Here is a 16,746-nt window from a genome sequence, read left to right as displayed (position 1 = left end):
GGGATGATACGCAATCGGCGCGATTGCGCAATCTTGACAGCGCAAATGGACTGTGCGTTGCCAGCAGCATCGACGGAGCCACAGCTGTGGGCTGGTGGCCGGCGATGATCAATCGGCCGATGTGGATGCAGACGATGGGCCGATTCTTCTTGTTTCTGCGTAAATGGCCGTTGACGGACCTTTTTTGCCGCTTGTGGGCCGCAAGTGTCGTATTAAATACTTATTTTTTAGGCATCATGTATTAAAACTGCGCAAAGAGCGTGTGTGAATCAAGCCAGCAACGCCTGTATGGCGGATAATATTGCCTGTTGCCGATTTGGATACGACCTTTACACAAAAATGCGCCCCATGGATTTTACCCGCGACGAAACCAGTGAAACCCCAGTTGCCCCGGCCAGCGCGCCGGGAGCGCCTTTGCCGTATGCCGTCGCCACCTGGCTGCAGCGGGTAGAGGCGGCTGCCCATCCGAAGGCTGTGCTGAGCATTGCCGAGCCGGACCCCAAACTCAACCAGCACCGTTTGATCTACGTGCTGGCGCCCACCAGCGGTGGTCGCCACGTGGCCCTGTGCCTGTACAAGGCGCGGCTGCGGGCGAATGGCGATGTGGCGGCGGCGAGTCCCATCAGCGAAATCTTTTCCCTGCTGTCGGCGCCCCCCATCTTCTTGACGCCAGCCGACGAAGACCTCGTGCGTTTCTTCGTGGCCATGCGCAGCGGCCAAAGCTCGCAGACGGGCAGCGCCACGGAGCCGAAGGGCAAGGTGGGCGCGGCCCTGCTGAAAATGCTGGCCGAGCAAGACAAACTGTTGTGGGCCAATTCCTGGGCCGATGTGGGCAATGGTCTCGTGTATCCATTGAAGGAAGGTCCCGTGCGTCCCGCGCGCCTGTTCTGGCGCGATGAAGGCAAGACCATGCGCCTGGGCTGGCAAGTGGACCCGCCGGAAGGCGCGAAGCACCATGGTGCCGACCAGATCGATTACATGTTGCCCACCGATCCGCCGTGGTACATCGATAATCTGTCGTGCGGCGTGCTGGAACTGAACCAGGGTGGCTCCGATATTTCCCTGGCGGACTTGCAGGCGCTGGTGGCGCAGGCGCCGCCCCTGAACGCGAACGACAAGGTGCGCGTGTCGCAACTGCTGCTGGCGCAAGGCTTGCAGCATTTGATGCCGCTGCCGCAACCGTTGCCGCAGCGCCTGCGCAAGGACGTGCCGGCGCAACCGGTCTTGCTGCTCGATAGCGCCATGCTGGCCGATGGCAGCGCGCAGCGCTGGAGCGATTTCGCCGTGCTGTCGTATGACTACGATGGCGAGCGCGTCGCGTTCGACCCGTCGCAACGCGTGGTGCGGCAAGTGGGCGACGTGACAGAGATTATCCAGAGAAATACGGTCGATGAAGCGCGTGCCCTGGCCACCCTGGCGGAGCTGCAATTCAAGAAGCCCGGCTCCGCCCCCTTGAGCGGCTTGAAGGGCGCTTTGCAACTGCCTTCCCAGGCGCAGTGGCTGCGTTTTGCCGAGCACGGCATCGACGCCTTGCAGCAGCAGGGCTGGATCGTCGAAAAGACGGCCAAGTACCGCTACGATGTGAGCCAGGTCGGCGACTGGTATGCGCAGATTGACGACCAGGACCCGGACAGCGGCAACGCCTGGTTCGAGCTGGAACTGGGCATCTTCGTCGACCAGGAAAGAGTGCCGCTGCTGCCCGTGCTGGTGCAACTGATCCGCAGCGCGCCCAACGACTTCAACCCGAAAGTCATTGACGCGCATGCCGATGATGACCAGATGCTGGCAACCTTGTCCGACGGCAGGCGCGTGGCCCTGCCGTGGGGCCGCGTGCGTCCTATCCTCAACACGCTGGGGGAACTGTATTTCAGCGACAAGATCAAACATGCGGTGCGCATGTCGACCCTGGACGCGGCGCGCCTGGAAGAGCTGGCGCGGGGCCTGGACCTGCGCTGGACGGGTGGCGAGCAACTGCGCGCCATGGGCCGCAAGCTGAGCCAGTTTGGTTCCGTGCAAAAAGTGGCGGCGCCAGCCGGCCTGCAGGCGACCTTGCGCGATTACCAGGCCGATGGCCTGGCGTGGATGCAATTCCTGCGCGACCATGACCTGGCCGGCATCCTGGCCGATGACATGGGCTTGGGCAAAACCGTGCAAACCCTGGCGCATATCCTGGTGGAAAAGGAAGCGGGCCGCTTGACGCATCCGGCCCTGGTGATTGCACCGACGAGTTTGATGGGCAACTGGCAGGACGAGGCGGCCAAGTTCGCGCCCAGCCTGAAAGTGTTGCTGCTGCAGGGCAAGGACCGGGCCCAGCAATTCGACCAGATCGACCAATGCGATCTGGTGCTGACCACCTACGCCCTGTTGCCGCGCGACGAGGAAACCTTGCGCGAGCACGACTTCCACCTGGTCATCCTCGACGAATCGCATTACATCAAGAATACGCGCAGCAAGGCGGCGCAAAGCGCGGGCCTGCTGCGCGCACGCCACCGGCTGTGCTTGTCCGGCACGCCGCTGGAAAATCATCTTGGTGAATTGTGGTCGCAATTCCACTTCCTGCTGCCGGGCTTGCTGGGCGACGAGAAGACCTTCAACACGCAGTTCCGCCATCCGATCGAGCGCCAGGATGATCCGCTGCGCCGCATGCTCCTGAATCGCCGCATCAAGCCTTTCCTGTTGCGCCGCACGAAGGACAATGTGGCCAAGGAATTGCCGCCAAAAACGGAAATGGTGCGCAAGGTGGAATTGACGGGTCCGCAGCGCGACCTGTATGAAACCGTGCGTCTTGCGATGGATCAAAAAGTACGCGAAGAAATCGACAAGAAGGGCGTGGCGCGCAGCCAGATCGTCATCCTCGAAGCGCTGCTGAAACTGCGGCAAGTCTGCTGTGACCCGCGCCTGGTGAAATCCTTGCCGGCGAAGAAGCAGTCGGCCGGCTCGGCCAAGCTGCTCGACCTGATGCAGATGGTGGAAGACTTGCTTGACGAAGGGCGCAAGATTCTCGTCTTCTCGCAATTTACCAGCATGCTGGAATTGATCGAGCAAGAGCTCGAATCGCGCGACATCGCGTATGCCTTGCTGACGGGCGAAACGAAAGACCGGGGCGCGCAAGTGGCGGCCTTCCAGCAGGGGGCCGTGCCGATCTTCCTGATCAGCCTGAAAGCGGGCGGCGTGGGCTTGAACCTGACGGCGGCCGACACGGTGATCCACTACGATCCGTGGTGGAATCCGGCGGCGGAAAACCAGGCCACCGACCGCGCCTGGCGTATCGGCCAGGACAAGCCCGTGTTCGTGTACAAACTGATCGCGAAGGGCACCCTGGAAGAAAAAATCCAGTTGCTGCAGCAAAAGAAATCGGAACTGGCACAATCGATCCTGGCCGAGGGCGAAGCACAGAAGATGGCGCTGACGCAGGAAGACTTGCAACAGATTTTTGCTCCACTGGAAGATTAAGCACGCCGTACGCGTATACTTGGCGATTCATTCTTGCCAGGTATAAAGCATGCTGCCCTTTCTCCTCTTGCTGCTTGCCGGCGCCATCCTCATGGCGCTGCGTTTCGTCCAGTTGCGTCGCGCCCTGCTGCGCGCGCGGGCGGGCGAAATGCAGTTCCGCCTGCTGGCTGAACATGGCCGCGACGCAGTCTTCCTGCTCGATGCCGCCACCCTTGAATTGATCTATATCAGCCCCGCCGCGCAAGCCCTGACGGGGTACGACTTGCCCACCTTGCGCGAACACGCGGCGCGCCTGGCGCAAGATATGCCGGCCCGGCTGCAGCGCTGGCGCGAGGGCGATACTAGCCGCTTGACCCTGCTGCGCGAAGTGCAACTGCCGCATGCCGACGGGCATCCGCTGGCGCTGGAAATCAGCTCGACCATCGTGCCGGCCGCGGCGGCGACGGGGCGCGGCGTCACGCTGGCGGGCTCGCTGCGCGACGTCAGCGCGGCCCAGGCGCAGGAAGCCGAGCGCGAAAGGGAGCAAAAGCGCTTCGCCTCGATGCTGTCGCATGAATTTCGCACGCCGCTGGCCACCATCGACGGCGCTATCCAGCGCCTCGTCTCGACCGCGAAAGACGCCGACGATGCCACGCGCAAGCGCTACGTGAAAATCCAGGCAGCCGTCGACCGCTTGCTGGGCATGATAGACGAGTATTTGTCGCCTGAGCGCATGGCGGCCATCGGCCGCGAGCGGGCCGCCGACGGCATCGCGCCGCTGGCCTTGCTGCAGCAGGCAGCGGCCACCGTACCGGCCAGCCACTGCGTGCAACTGGAGCTCGACGAGGACTTGCCTGCCAAGCTGCGCTGCGACGTGCCCGGCATGGCCCTGTGCCTGAAAATCCTGCTCGATAATGCCGTCAAGTTCAGCGCGCCGGGCAGTGCCATCATGCTGTCGGGCAAGCTCGTGCCCGAGGGCGGTGTGGCGCTGTGCGTCAGCGATGCAGGGCCCGGCCTGCGGGAAGAAGAACTGCCGCAATTGTTTGAAAAAGGCAGCCGTGGAATCTATGCGACGCACCCAGGCGCGGGCCTTGGCTTGTACATGGCGCGCGCCGTTGTGGAGGTGCATGGCGGGAGTTTGCAGGGGCATAATCTGCCCGAAGGTGGGGCGATTTTCCGCATTTGCTTGCCGCTGCCTGTCTAGACAATGAAAAGCCTTGCTTCCTCTGAAGGCAACCGTGATAATTCCTTGACGCAAACCTATTGTGCCGTCCATCATGCTGTAAAAAGTGAATGGCATGGTTCCTCCACGGTAGCTCACTAACAGAAGAATGGCGTAGCAATGACGAAAATACTGATCGTCGAAGACAATCTGGACTACGCAGAAGATATGGCGGAGTTTCTCGTTGAGCTCGAACACGAAGTCGATATCACCAGCTCCGCTGGCGCGATGTGGACGGCGTTGAGCCATGGCAATATTGGCGTGGTCGTACTGGACCTGGGCTTGCCCGACGAAGATGGCTTTAACGTGATTCCCCGCATGCGCCAGCTGTATCCGCACATAGGCGTGCTGGTGCTGACGGGGCGTGTCGCTTTCGACAGCCGTATCCTGGGCTTGCGCCTGGGCGCCGACCATTACCTGACCAAACCGATCAAATTTCCCGAGCTGGCCGCGCATATCGAGGCGCTCGACCGTCGCGTCGGTCCGCAAGATCCTATGCCCGAACCTGGCAAATGGACCTTGAAAGTGAGCGCGCGCCAACTTGAGCTGATGGGCGCTGTCATCGCCTTGACGGAAAAGGAATTCAATTTCCTGCACTTGTTGACCATCAACACCCGCCCCGTGCCGCGCGATGTCATCGTGGCCGGCATGGGCGGCGAAGACCCCGATGCGGGCCGTCGCGTCGACATGCTCGTGTATCGCTTGCGCAAGAAGGCCAAGACCGGCCTGGGCCAGGACTTGCCGCTGCGTAGCGCGTATGGCGAGGGCTACAGCCTGTCGGCCAGCTTTAATTTGTCCTGATACCGGGACGCCAGCCACCCGCGAGCGTAGTGGTCAATAAAGGGGGCAGAGTCAAGCGCTTTTCCTCGTATTTTTAATAAAATAGGGTCAGAGTCGCGTCTTGCGCTGCGCAGTGTGTAAAATCAAGGTCTTAGCCTCTATTTAGCGACTCTGTCATGGCCCGTTTACCCCGCCTCATCATTCCAGCATTGCCCCATTACGTGATCCAGCGCGGCAGCAACCGCCAGCCCGTGTTCCTGGATGCGGCTGACTACGCACAATTGTTGTCCTGGCTGAAAACGGGCGCGAAAATGTTCAAGGTGGCCATCCATGCCTATGTTTTATTGCCAGATCAATTACATTTACTGGCCACCCCCGGCGATGCGACAGGTCTGGGACAGCTGATGCAGTGGCTGGGACGCTATTACGTGCCGTATTTCAATCAAAAATACGGCCGCGAAGGTGGCTTGTGGCAGGGACGCTACAAAACTTCGGTCATCGATCCAGACAACTTCTTCCTCCCGTGCTGCCGTTATCTGGAATGCGTGCCCGTACAAGCGGGCTTGGCGGGCCAGGCGCGCGACCATGCGTGGTCCAGTTATGCCCACCATGCGGGGATGCGCCCCGATCCCCTGATCACCGACCACGCCTTGTATTGGGCGCTGGGCAACACGCCGTTCGAGCGCGAGGCGGCCTATCTGCGCCTGGTCGAGCAAGGCCTGGGCAGCAGCCAGGTAAAGGTGCTGGAAGAGGCCGTACTCAAGGGCTGGCCCTTGGGTTCCGAGACATTCAAGCAGGCGCTGCAGCAAAAAATGCAGCGCCAAGTGCTGCCTGCCAAGCGGGGCCGACCCCGCAAAGTCGCAGCCGCAGCGGACGCCGACTGACACGCAGGCGCAGTGAAAACATCGTTGCTTGCCGATGTTTCAATGCGCTTTCTTTTACTATGTCCCTATTAAATTTTTCATGAGAATTGATCGGATTTAATCCGACTCCGACCCTAATTATTCTGGTTGAGTTTTTTGTTGCGTTGCACTACTCTAGTTTTTCGATAGTCATATGCAGCGGAGAAGCCCATGAAAGCGCAAGGCCTGTACGACCCAGCCAATGAACACGATGCCTGCGGCGTCGGTTTCGTCGCCCATATCAAGGGCAACAAGACCCACTCTATCGTCGAACAGGGTTTGCTGATTCTGAAAAACCTCGATCACCGGGGCGCCGTGGGCGCCGATGCGCTGATGGGCGATGGCGCCGGCATCCTGATCCAGATTCCCGACCAGTACTACCGCGAAGAAATGGCCAAGCAGGGCGTGGAATTGCCGCCGCCTGGCGAATACGGTGTGGGCATGGTTTTCCTGCCCAAGGAAAACGCCTCGCGCATCGCTTGCGAACAGGAAATCGAACGTGCCGTGCGCATCGAAGGCCAAGTCGTGCTGGGCTGGCGCAACGTGCCTATCGATACTGACATGCCGATGTCGCCTACCGTGCGCGCCAAGGAGCCGGTCATCCGCCAGATTTTCATCGGCCGCGGCCCGGACATCATGGTCACCGACGCGCTCGAGCGCAAACTGTATGTGATCCGCAAATCGTCGGGCCACGCCATCCAGGCCTTGAAGCTGTTGCACGGCAAGGAATTCTTCGTGCCGTCGATGTCGGCCCGCACCATCGTGTATAAAGGCTTGCTGCTGGCCGATCAGGTGGGCGTGTATTACAAGGACTTGCAGGATGCGCGCTGCATCTCGGCCCTGGCTCTGGTGCACCAGCGTTTCTCGACGAATACTTTCCCTGAATGGCCGCTGGCCCACCCTTACCGTTTGATCGCGCACAATGGCGAGATCAACACCGTCAAAGGCAACTTCAACTGGATGCGCGCGCGCGAAGGCGTGATGAAGTCGGCCGTGCTGGGCGATGACCTGCAAAAATTGTTCCCCCTGATCTATGAAGGCCAGTCCGATACGGCGTGCTTCGACAATGCGCTCGAATTGCTGTTGATGGCCGGCTACCCGATTGCCCAGGCGATGATGATGATGATTCCGGAAGCGTGGGAAAACCACACGACGATGGATGACAATCGCCGCGCTTTCTATGAATACCACGCGGCCATGATGGAACCGTGGGACGGCCCTGCCGCCATGGCGTTTACGGATGGCCGCCATATCGGCGGCACGCTCGACAGGAATGGCTTGCGCCCGGCGCGCTACATCGTCACCGATGATGATCTGGTGGTGATGGCGTCGGAATCGGGTGTGCTACCGATTCCCGAGTCGAAAATCATCCAGAAATGGCGCTTGCAGCCTGGCAAGATGTTCTTGATCGACCTGGAAGCGGGCCGCATCATCGATGACCAGGAGCTGAAAAACACCTACGCCAACGCCAAGCCGTACAAAGCGTGGATCAACTCGGTGCGCATCAAGCTCGACGAGATCAAGATGGCCGAAGGACAGGCGAAACAGGACCGCGCCCAGGGCGAAAAAGCCCAGCCATCGTTGCTCGACCGCCAGCAGGCGTTCGGTTACACGCAGGAAGACTTGAAATTCCTCATGGCACCGATGGCGGTGGCCGGCGAAGAAGCGACGGGCTCGATGGGCAATGACTCGCCGCTGGCCGTCATGTCGAACAAATTGAAGCCGCTGTATAACTACTTCAAGCAACTGTTCGCGCAAGTGACGAACCCGCCGATCGACCCGATCCGCGAAGCGATGGTGATGTCGCTGGTGTCGTTCATTGGCCCGAAACCGAACTTGCTAGATACCAACAACGTCAACCCGCCGATGCGTCTGGAAGTGGCGCAGCCGGTGCTGGGCTTTGACGACATGGCGCGTTTGCGCAATATCAGCGGCCACACGGGCGGCAAGTTCAAGTCGTATGAACTCGATATCTGCTACCCGCTGGCCTGGGGCAAGGAGGGCGTGGAAGCCTGTTTGGCCTCGCTGTGCGCGGAAGCCGTCGATGCCGTCAAATCGGGCCATAATATCCTGATCGTATCGGACCGCGCGATGTGCGCCGACCAGGTGGCGATCCCTGCGCTGCTGGCCACCTCCACCGTGCACCAGCACCTGGTCAGCAAGGGCTTGCGCGCGTCTACCGGCCTCGTCGTGGAAACGGGCTCGGCCCGCGAAACGCACCACTTCGCCTTGCTCGCAGGGTACGGCGCGGAAGCCGTTCATCCCTACCTGGCGATGGAAACCCTGGCCGAGATGGCGCACGGTTTGCCCGGCGATTTGTCGGCCGACAAGGCCATTTATAACTACACCAAGGCGGTCGGCAAAGGCTTGATGAAAGTCATGTCGAAGATGGGTATTTCGACGTACATGTCCTACTGCGGCGCGCAAATCTTCGAAGCCATCGGCTTGAACAAGTCGCTGGTCGACAAATACTTCAAGGGCACGGCCTCGAACGTGGAAGGCATCGGCGTGTTTGAAGTGGCGGAAGAAGCGCTGCGCTTGCACGCGCTGGCCTTCGGCAACGATCCCGTGCTGGCCGATAAGCTCGACGCGGGTGGCGAATATGCGTACCGCGTGCGTGGCGAAGAGCATATGTGGACGCCGGACGCGATTGCCAAACTGCAGCACTCCACGCGCAGCAACAATTTCTCCAGCTATAAAGAGTACGCGCAAATCATCAACGACCAGAGCCGTCGCCACCTGACCCTGCGTGGCTTGTTCGAGTTCAAGCTCGACCCGACCAAGGCGATACCGCTCGATGAAGTGGAGCCGGCCAAGGAAATCGTCAAGCGTTTCGCCACCGGCGCCATGTCGCTCGGCTCGATCAGCACGGAAGCGCACGCCACTCTGGCCGTCGCCATGAACCGTATCGGCGGCAAGTCGAACACGGGCGAGGGCGGCGAAGATCCGAACCGCTACACGCAGGAATTGAAGGGCATCCCGATTCGCCAGGGCGATACCATGGCTTCCATCGTGGGCGCCGAGCAGATCGTCGTCGATATTCCTCTGCAGGAAGGCGATTCCATGCGTTCGCGCATCAAGCAGGTAGCGTCGGGACGTTTCGGCGTGACGGCCGCTTACCTCAATTCCGCCGACCAGATCCAGATCAAGATGGCGCAGGGCGCGAAACCGGGCGAAGGCGGCCAGTTGCCGGGCCATAAAGTGTCGGAATACATCGCCAGCTTGCGCTTCTCCGTGCCGGGCGTGGGCTTGATTTCGCCGCCGCCGCACCACGATATTTACTCGATCGAAGATCTGGCGCAGCTGATCCATGACTTGAAGAATGCCAATCCGCGCGCCTCGATTTCCGTGAAACTGGTGTCGGAAGTGGGCATCGGCACGGTAGCAGCCGGCGTCACCAAGGCCAAGGCCGACCATGTGGTTGTTGCCGGCCACGATGGCGGCACGGGCGCCTCGCCGCTGTCGTCCGTGAAACATGCGGGCACGCCGTGGGAGCTGGGTCTGGCAGAAACGCAACAAACGCTGGTCTTGAATGGCTTGCGCAGCCGTATCCGTGTGCAAGCCGATGGCCAGATGAAGACGGGCCGCGACGTGGTCATCGCCGCCTTGCTGGGCGCCGACGAGATCGGTTTCGCCACGGCGCCGCTGGTGGTCGAAGGTTGCATCATGATGCGCAAATGCCATTTGAATACTTGCCCCGTGGGCGTAGCCACGCAAGACCCCATCCTGCGCGCCAAGTTCAGCGGCAAACCGGAATATGTCGTCAATTACTTTTTCTTCGTTGCCGAAGAAGCCCGTCAATTGATGGCGCAGCTGGGCATCCGCACGTACGACGAATTGATCGGCCGCGTGGACTTGCTGGACAAATCGAAGGCGATTTCGCACTGGAAGGCGCAAGGGCTCGATTTCTCGGCCATTTTCTACAAGCCGGAAACACCGGATGGCCAAGCGTGCCGCCATGTGGAATTCCAGGACCATGCGCTGGAGAAAGCACTCGACCATAAGCTGATCGCGCAAGCGCGCGCGGCGCTGGAAAAGGGCGAGCGTGTCTCCTTCATTTCGCCCGTGCGCAACCTGAACCGCACGGTGGGCACCATGCTGTCGGGCGAAGTGGCAAAGAAATATGGTCATGCCGGTTTGCCGGACGACACCATCCACATTCAATTGCAAGGCACGGCGGGCCAGTCGGCCTGCGCCTTCCTGGCGCATGGCATCACGATTGACCTGGTGGGCGAGGGCAACGATTACGTGGGCAAGGGCTTGTCGGGCGGGCGCATCATCGTGCGCCCGAATACGGAATTCCGTGGCTGGGCCGTGGACAACATCATCATCGGCAACACGGTGCTGTACGGTGCCATTGCCGGCGAAGCCTTTTTCAATGGCGTTGCCGGAGAACGCTTTGCCGTGCGCAACTCGGGCGCCACCACGGTGGTCGAGGGCCTGGGCGACCATGGCTGCGAATACATGACGGGCGGCACGGTGGTGGTGCTGGGCAGCACGGGACGCAATTTCGCGGCCGGCATGTCGGGCGGCATCGCCTATGTATACAATCCGGCCGGTGACTTTGCCAGCAAGTGCAACACGGCCATGGTCAGCCTGGACAAGGTCGTGCCCGCAGCGGAACAGCATATCGAGCGCGATGCCTGGCATACCCAGCACCGCGACGGCGTGCCGGAAGCCGACGAAGTCATTCTCAAGCGCCTGATCGAGCGCCATTTCAAGCACACGGGCAGCACGCGCGCCCGCGTCTTGCTGGACGACTGGGCCGCGGCGCGCGGCAAGTTCGTGAAAGTTTTCCCGAACGAATACAAGCGCGCGCTGATCGAGATGGCTGCCGATGCCGCCATGGAAGTACAAGCCGTCGCCGCCTGAGCCAGCTAAGCTCATTGCCTAATGCATGACCAGGGAGCGGCCCAGCCGCTCCCCGCCAGCCAAATACAAAGGAACTATCGTGGGTAAAATTACCGGCTTCATGGAATTCAAGCGCCAGGACGAGCATTATCTGGAGCCTGTCGCGCGCCTGAAGAACTACAAGGAATTCGTGCTGCACCTGTCGGATGCGCAAGCCACGGTGCAGGGGGCGCGCTGCATGGATTGCGGCATCCCCTTCTGCACCACGGGTTGTCCCGTGAATAACATTATCCCCGACTGGAATGACTTGGTGTACCGTGGCGCTTACCGCGAAGCGCTCGACACCTTGCATTCGACCAATAACTTCCCGGAATTTACGGGCCGCATCTGCCCGGCGCCGTGCGAATCGGCCTGTACCTTGGGTATTCATGAAGATCCGGTCGGCATCAAGTCCATCGAGCATAAAATCATCGACATGGGCTGGGAGCACGGCTGGGTCACGCCGCAGCCGGCGAGTTTTAGTACCGGCAAGAAAGTGGCCATCGTCGGTTCCGGTCCTGCCGGCCTGGCGGCAGCGCAGCAGCTGGCGCGCGCCGGCCATGCCGTTACCGTGTTTGAAAAGAGCGACCGGGTCGGTGGTTTGTTGCGCTATGGCATCCCCGACTTCAAGATGGCAAAGTCGCACATCGACCAGCGCGTGAAGCAGATGGAGGACGAAGGCGTGGTGTTCCGCACCAGCGTGCTCGTGGGCAAGGATTTCCCTGCCCATGTCAACAACTGGGCCAAGGAAACCATTTTCCCGGAAGACCTGGAAAAAGAATTCGACGCCGTCATCATGGCTGGTGGCGCCGAGCAGCCGCGCGACTTGCCCGTGCCGGGCCGCGATTTGAAAGGCGTGCATTTCGCCATGGATTTCCTGCCGCTGCAAAACAAGGTGAATGCAGGCGACAAGCTCAAGGACCAGATCAAGGCGACGGGCAAGCACGTGGTGGTGATCGGCGGCGGCGACACGGGGTCTGACTGTGTGGGTACCTCGAACCGCCATGGCGCGGCCTCGGTGGCGCAATTTGAACTGATGCCGCAGCCGCCGGAGCAGGAAAACAAGCCCTTGGTCTGGCCATACTGGCCGACCAAGCTGCGCACCTCGTCCTCGCACGAGGAAGGCTGCGAGCGCGACTGGGCCGTGGCCACCAAGCGTTTCGAAGGCAAGGGCGGCAAGCTGGAAAAGCTGATCGCCTGCCGCGTGGAGTGGAAAGACGGCAAAATGAGCGAAGTGCCGGACTCGGAATTCGAGATGAAGGCCGACCTGGTCTTCCTGGCCATGGGCTTTGTTTCCCCTGTACAACAAGTGCTGGAAGCGTTCGGCGTCGATACGGATGCGCGTGGCAACGTCAAGGCCAGCACGGACGGTGCCGCTTGCTACCAGACCTCGGTGGCCAAGGTGTTTACTGCCGGCGACATGCGCCGTGGCCAGTCGCTGGTGGTGTGGGCGATCCGCGAGGGGCGCCAGTGTGCGCGCGCCGTCGATGAGTTCCTGATGGGGACATCTTTGCTGCCGCGCTAATCAAGCAGCAATTGTTGTTTTTTCGACATGTCCACGGCGCGGCTTGCGACGTGGCTTTTCTTATTTTTACGTGTCCAGTCGCGCGCCTGAATGGCTTTGGGTGGGGGCGCAATGCAGATGTCAAATATCCACTACAATAGCTGACTTTTAGTTCATTAGTGTTGTATTCTTCGCCTTTGCGCGGCTGTCTCTAGTGGTGTCTCAGCAGAGGTTGGCGTTTCTGCACTACAATACGCCATTAAAATAGTGAGTTTCGTCGTGCCAAATCTTGTTGAAATCCGTGATTTACACTTTGCCTATGGAGAACGTTCGATTTTATCGGGCCTTCAAATGGATTTCCCACGTGGAAAAGTTGTGGCCGTCATGGGTGGCTCTGGCAGTGGCAAGACGACCGTATTGCGCCTGATCGGCGGGCAATTGCGCCCCAGTAGCGGCTCCGTCAATGTCGACGGCCAGATCGTGCATACGCTCGAGACTGACCAACTATATGAATTGCGCCGCAAGATGGGCATGCTGTTCCAGCACGGCGCCCTGTTTACGGACTTGACGGCGTTCGAGAACGTGGCGTTTCCCCTGCGCGAACACACGGACTTGAATGAAGAGCTGATCCGTACCCTGGTGCTGATGAAGCTGAACGCCGTGGGTTTGCGTAATGCGGCGCAATTGAAGCCGGCCGAGATTTCGGGCGGCATGGGCCGCCGCGTTGCGCTGGCGCGCGCCATCGCGCTCGACCCTGAGCTGATCATGTACGATGAACCATTTGCCGGCCTGGACCCGATTTCCATGGGCGTCACGGCCAATTTGATCCGCAATCTGAACGATGCGCTGGGTTCCACGTCTATTTTGGTATCGCACGACGTGAAGGAGTGTTTCGCCATCGCCGATTACGTCTATTTTCTGTCATCGGGCAAGATCGTGGCGCACGGCACGCCGGCCGAGATGGCCGTGTCGACGCATCCCTACGTCAAGCAGTTCGTCAACGCCGATGCCGATGGCCCCGTACCGTTCCATTATCCGGGCAAGTCGCTGGCCGACGACCTGGGGCTGCAAGCGGGAGCGGGTCGATGATCGCGCGTTTCCTGGCGGCAATCGGAGCATGGTTGCGGCGCTCGGTACAAGACCTGGGCTTTGCCGTGCGCTCGTTCTTTCTCATCATCGCCTCCTCGGGCGGCCTGTGGCGACGTCCACATTTGCTAATAGAGCAACTTTTTTACATCGGCAGCCGCTCGGTGCTGATCATCGCCGTATCCGGCCTGTTCGTCGGCATGGTGTTGGGTTTGCAAGGCTATTACACACTGAGTACCTTTGGCGCGACGCAGTCGCTGGGGCAGTTGGTGGCGCTATCGTTGATGCGTGAACTGGGTCCGGTCGTCACGGCGCTGCTGTTTGCGGGCCGCGCCGGCACCTCGCTGACGGCGGAAATCGGTCTGATGAAAGCGGGTGAGCAGTTGTCGGCCATGGAAATGATGGCCGTGAACCCGATCCAGCGCGTGCTGGCGCCCCGTTTCTGGGCCGGCGTGATCGCCATGCCTATCCTGGGTGGCATTTTCACGGCCGTCGGCGTCATCGGCAGCTACCTGGTAGGCGTGGTGCTGATCGGCGTCGATGAAGGCTCGTTCTGGTCGCAGATGCAGGGCGGTGTGAATATCTGGAAAGACATCGCCAATGGTACTTATGTGAAAAGCATGGTCTTCGGTATCGCGGTGACATTCATTGCGCTGTTCCAGGGTTATCAGGCACAGCCGACACCGGAAGATGTCTCCGGCGCGACCACGCGCACGGTGGTGATTTCATCGTTGATGGTGTGGTGGCTTGATTTCATGATGACGGCGTTGATGTTCAGCAAGTAATTGCCGATCAGCCCACAACAGCGGGCCTGGGCACGATTTTGCGCAGGCGGCAGCAAGTAAAAATTATTTAGGATTGTTTATGCAACGTAAATCTTTGGATGTCTGGGTTGGCTTGTTCGTCTTGCTGGGAGTGGCGGCATTGATGTTTCTGGCGCTCAAGGCAGGTAATATGAGCTCGCTGTCTTTCAGCAAGACGTATACCATTAGTGCCAAGTTCGACAATATTGGCGGGCTCAAGCCGCAGGCACCCGTCAAGGGTGCTGGCGTGGTGGTGGGACGCGTGGCGGAGATCCGCTTTGACGACAAAACGTACCAGGCGTTGGTGAAACTCGACATCGAAGATGGTTACAAATTTCCGAAAGACAGCTCGGCCAAGATTTTGACGGCCGGTTTGCTCGGTGAGCAATATATCGGCCTGGAAGCAGGCGGCGATTTGGCGAACCTGGCAGAGGGTGACAAGATCGCCCGTACTCAATCGGCCACAGTGCTGGAAGACCTGATCAATCAGTTCATCTACAGCAAGGCAGCGGAAGGAAAGGACAGCAAATGAGCGAGTCGACCAAGCAATCCCAAGGCAGCCTTGTGCGTATCGGCCTGGCCCTGGCCATCGCCGCAGGCGTGAGCGCTTGCGCCACCGGCACCAATCCGCGCGACCCGCTCGAAGGGTATAACCGCGCCATGTTCAAGTTCAACGACACCGTTGACCAGGTGGCCCTGAAGCCGGTCGCCACGGCCTACAAGACGGTTACGCCATCGTTCGTGCAAACGGGCGTGGGCAACTTTTTCGGCAACTTGTCCGATGTGTGGAGCGCCGTTAACAACTTGCTGCAAGGCAAGGGTGAAGCGGGCTTGCAAGACGTCGTGCGCGTCAGCATGAACTCGACTTTCGGACTCCTTGGCCTGATCGACATCGCCTCGCAGGCAGGTATTCCGAAGCATAACGAAGACTTTGGCCAGACCCTGGGCTGGTATGGCATCGAGCCTGGTCCGTACGTGATGCTGCCGCTGCTGGGTCCATCGACCGTGCGCGATACGGTGGCCCTGCCGCTCGATATCACGGGCGATCCATGGCGCTACAAGGACCCCGCGGCAGTGCGCACTATCGGCACGGTGACGCGGGTGGTCGACAAGCGCGCAGCGCTGCTCGACGCGACCAACCTGATGGAAGCGGCCGCGCTGGACCGCTATGAATTCATCCGCGACGGTTTCCTGCAGGCGCGCGAAAGCAAGGTGTTCGATGGCGACACGGACCGCCGCGACCGCAAAGTGCCAAAAAACGACAGCAGCGACTATGCGCCGCAGTACGAGGCAAAGCCGCCAGCGCAGAGTGACGCGCCGGCAGAGCTCGCCGTGTTGGCACCTGCGGAGCGCGTAACATCTGGTAGCAATACCGTTGCCTCCGAGGCCGGCTCCCAGCAGTAAACTGCGGTATAGAAACACCACGGCTGCGATCAACGCCAGCCGGTGTATAGCAACACCATGAAAGGTAGAACCATGAAATTGATGAAACAACTGCTGGCGATGGCGGCCATCGCCTTCGCCACCGCCGTCCAGGCTGCCCCTGCGGCAGAAGCGCCGGACGTATTGGTCAAACGCATCAGCCAGGACGTGATCGATACCGCCAAGAACGACAAGGCGATTCAGGCTGGCGATATCAAGCGCGTCACCGAATTGGTGGAAAGCAAGATCTTGCCGTACGTGGACTTTCAGCGCATGACGGCGCTGGCTGCCGGCCGCTTCTGGCGCGACGCTACGCCGGACCAGCAAAAGCAGCTGTCCGCAGAATTTCGCACCTTGCTGATCTACACGTATTCGGGCGCCCTGTCGCAGATCAAGAACGAAACCGTGGAATTCAAGCCGATGCGCGCCGACCCGGCCGATGTGGAAGTGGAAGTGCGCTCGCAGGTCAACGTGGCGCGCGGCGAACCCGTGCCTTTGAACTACCGCGTGGCGAAAACTCCGTCCGGCTGGAAGATCTATGACATCAACGTGCTGGGCGCGTGGCTGGTGGAAACGTATAAAAGCAGCTTCGCCAGCGAGATCAGCAAGGGCGGCGTCGATGGCCTGATCAAGACCTTGCAGGCAAAAAACAAGGCCCTGGCCAGCCGTCCCGCTGTCAAAGCCAAATAATCGGCTATCATATAG

General features: G+C 60.2%; 11 protein-coding genes. All 11 read left to right on the top strand.

Translation table 11 applies throughout. The features are described from left to right. The first annotated feature begins 348 nt into the window (after positions 1–348). The 11 genes from H4V96_RS21130 (at position 349) to H4V96_RS21080 (ending at position 16,731) form a co-directional block, all read left to right on the top strand. Entirely contained in the window at positions 349–3,453 is a 3,105-nt protein-coding gene (locus H4V96_RS21130; RefSeq protein WP_070346032.1) for a DEAD/DEAH box helicase, read from the top strand. A 49-nt stretch (positions 3,454–3,502) separates the two neighbouring features. Next, entirely contained in the window at positions 3,503–4,636 is a 1,134-nt protein-coding gene (locus H4V96_RS21125) for an ATP-binding protein (protein WP_196856537.1), read from the top strand. A 138-nt stretch (positions 4,637–4,774) separates the two neighbouring features. Continuing rightward, positions 4,775–5,455: a response regulator transcription factor gene (locus H4V96_RS21120; RefSeq protein ID WP_010402150.1), complete on the top strand. Its 681-nt coding sequence runs from the start codon at positions 4,775–4,777 to the stop codon at positions 5,453–5,455. A 155-nt stretch (positions 5,456–5,610) separates the two neighbouring features. Further along, a complete protein-coding gene (locus tag H4V96_RS21115; protein ID WP_196856539.1) occupies positions 5,611–6,318 on the top strand; it encodes a transposase in 708 nt (235 codons plus the stop codon). A gap of 189 nt (positions 6,319–6,507) precedes the next feature. Further along, a complete protein-coding gene (locus H4V96_RS21110) occupies positions 6,508–11,208 on the top strand; it encodes a glutamate synthase-related protein (RefSeq protein ID WP_280721143.1) in 4,701 nt (1,566 codons plus the stop codon). Positions 11,209–11,287: 79 nt separating this feature from the next. Next, complete coding sequence (locus H4V96_RS21105; protein WP_010402145.1) at positions 11,288–12,751, top strand: glutamate synthase subunit beta; 1,464 nt, start codon at positions 11,288–11,290, stop codon at positions 12,749–12,751. A 258-nt stretch (positions 12,752–13,009) separates the two neighbouring features. Further along, a complete protein-coding gene (locus tag H4V96_RS21100; protein ID WP_043463093.1) occupies positions 13,010–13,819 on the top strand; it encodes an ABC transporter ATP-binding protein in 810 nt (269 codons plus the stop codon). Continuing rightward, positions 13,816–14,601 (top strand): lipid asymmetry maintenance ABC transporter permease subunit MlaE, encoded by a 786-nt coding sequence (gene mlaE / locus H4V96_RS21095; RefSeq protein WP_010402143.1) that lies wholly within the window; start codon positions 13,816–13,818, stop codon positions 14,599–14,601. The genes H4V96_RS21100 and mlaE overlap by 4 nt, the downstream gene beginning before the upstream one ends. A gap of 79 nt (positions 14,602–14,680) precedes the next feature. After that, positions 14,681–15,151, top strand: a complete 471-nt coding sequence (gene mlaD, locus H4V96_RS21090; protein ID WP_070346035.1) for an outer membrane lipid asymmetry maintenance protein MlaD — start codon at positions 14,681–14,683, stop codon at positions 15,149–15,151. Next, positions 15,148–16,023, top strand: coding sequence for a VacJ family lipoprotein (locus tag H4V96_RS21085; RefSeq protein WP_010402140.1), 876 nt, complete (start codon positions 15,148–15,150; stop codon positions 16,021–16,023). The genes mlaD and H4V96_RS21085 overlap by 4 nt, the downstream gene beginning before the upstream one ends. 72 nt (positions 16,024–16,095) lie before the next feature. After that, entirely contained in the window at positions 16,096–16,731 is a 636-nt protein-coding gene (locus tag H4V96_RS21080) for an ABC transporter substrate-binding protein (RefSeq protein WP_010402139.1), read from the top strand. Positions 16,732–16,746 lie beyond the last annotated feature (15 nt).

The sequence above is a fragment of the Janthinobacterium sp. CG_23.4 genome, from assembly GCF_029892305.1.
GTDB classification, from domain to species: Bacteria; Pseudomonadota; Gammaproteobacteria; order Burkholderiales; family Burkholderiaceae_D; genus Janthinobacterium; species Janthinobacterium lividum_D.
The sequence above is the reverse complement of the archived record's forward strand: the minus strand, read 5'-3'. Positions and strand labels throughout refer to the sequence as shown.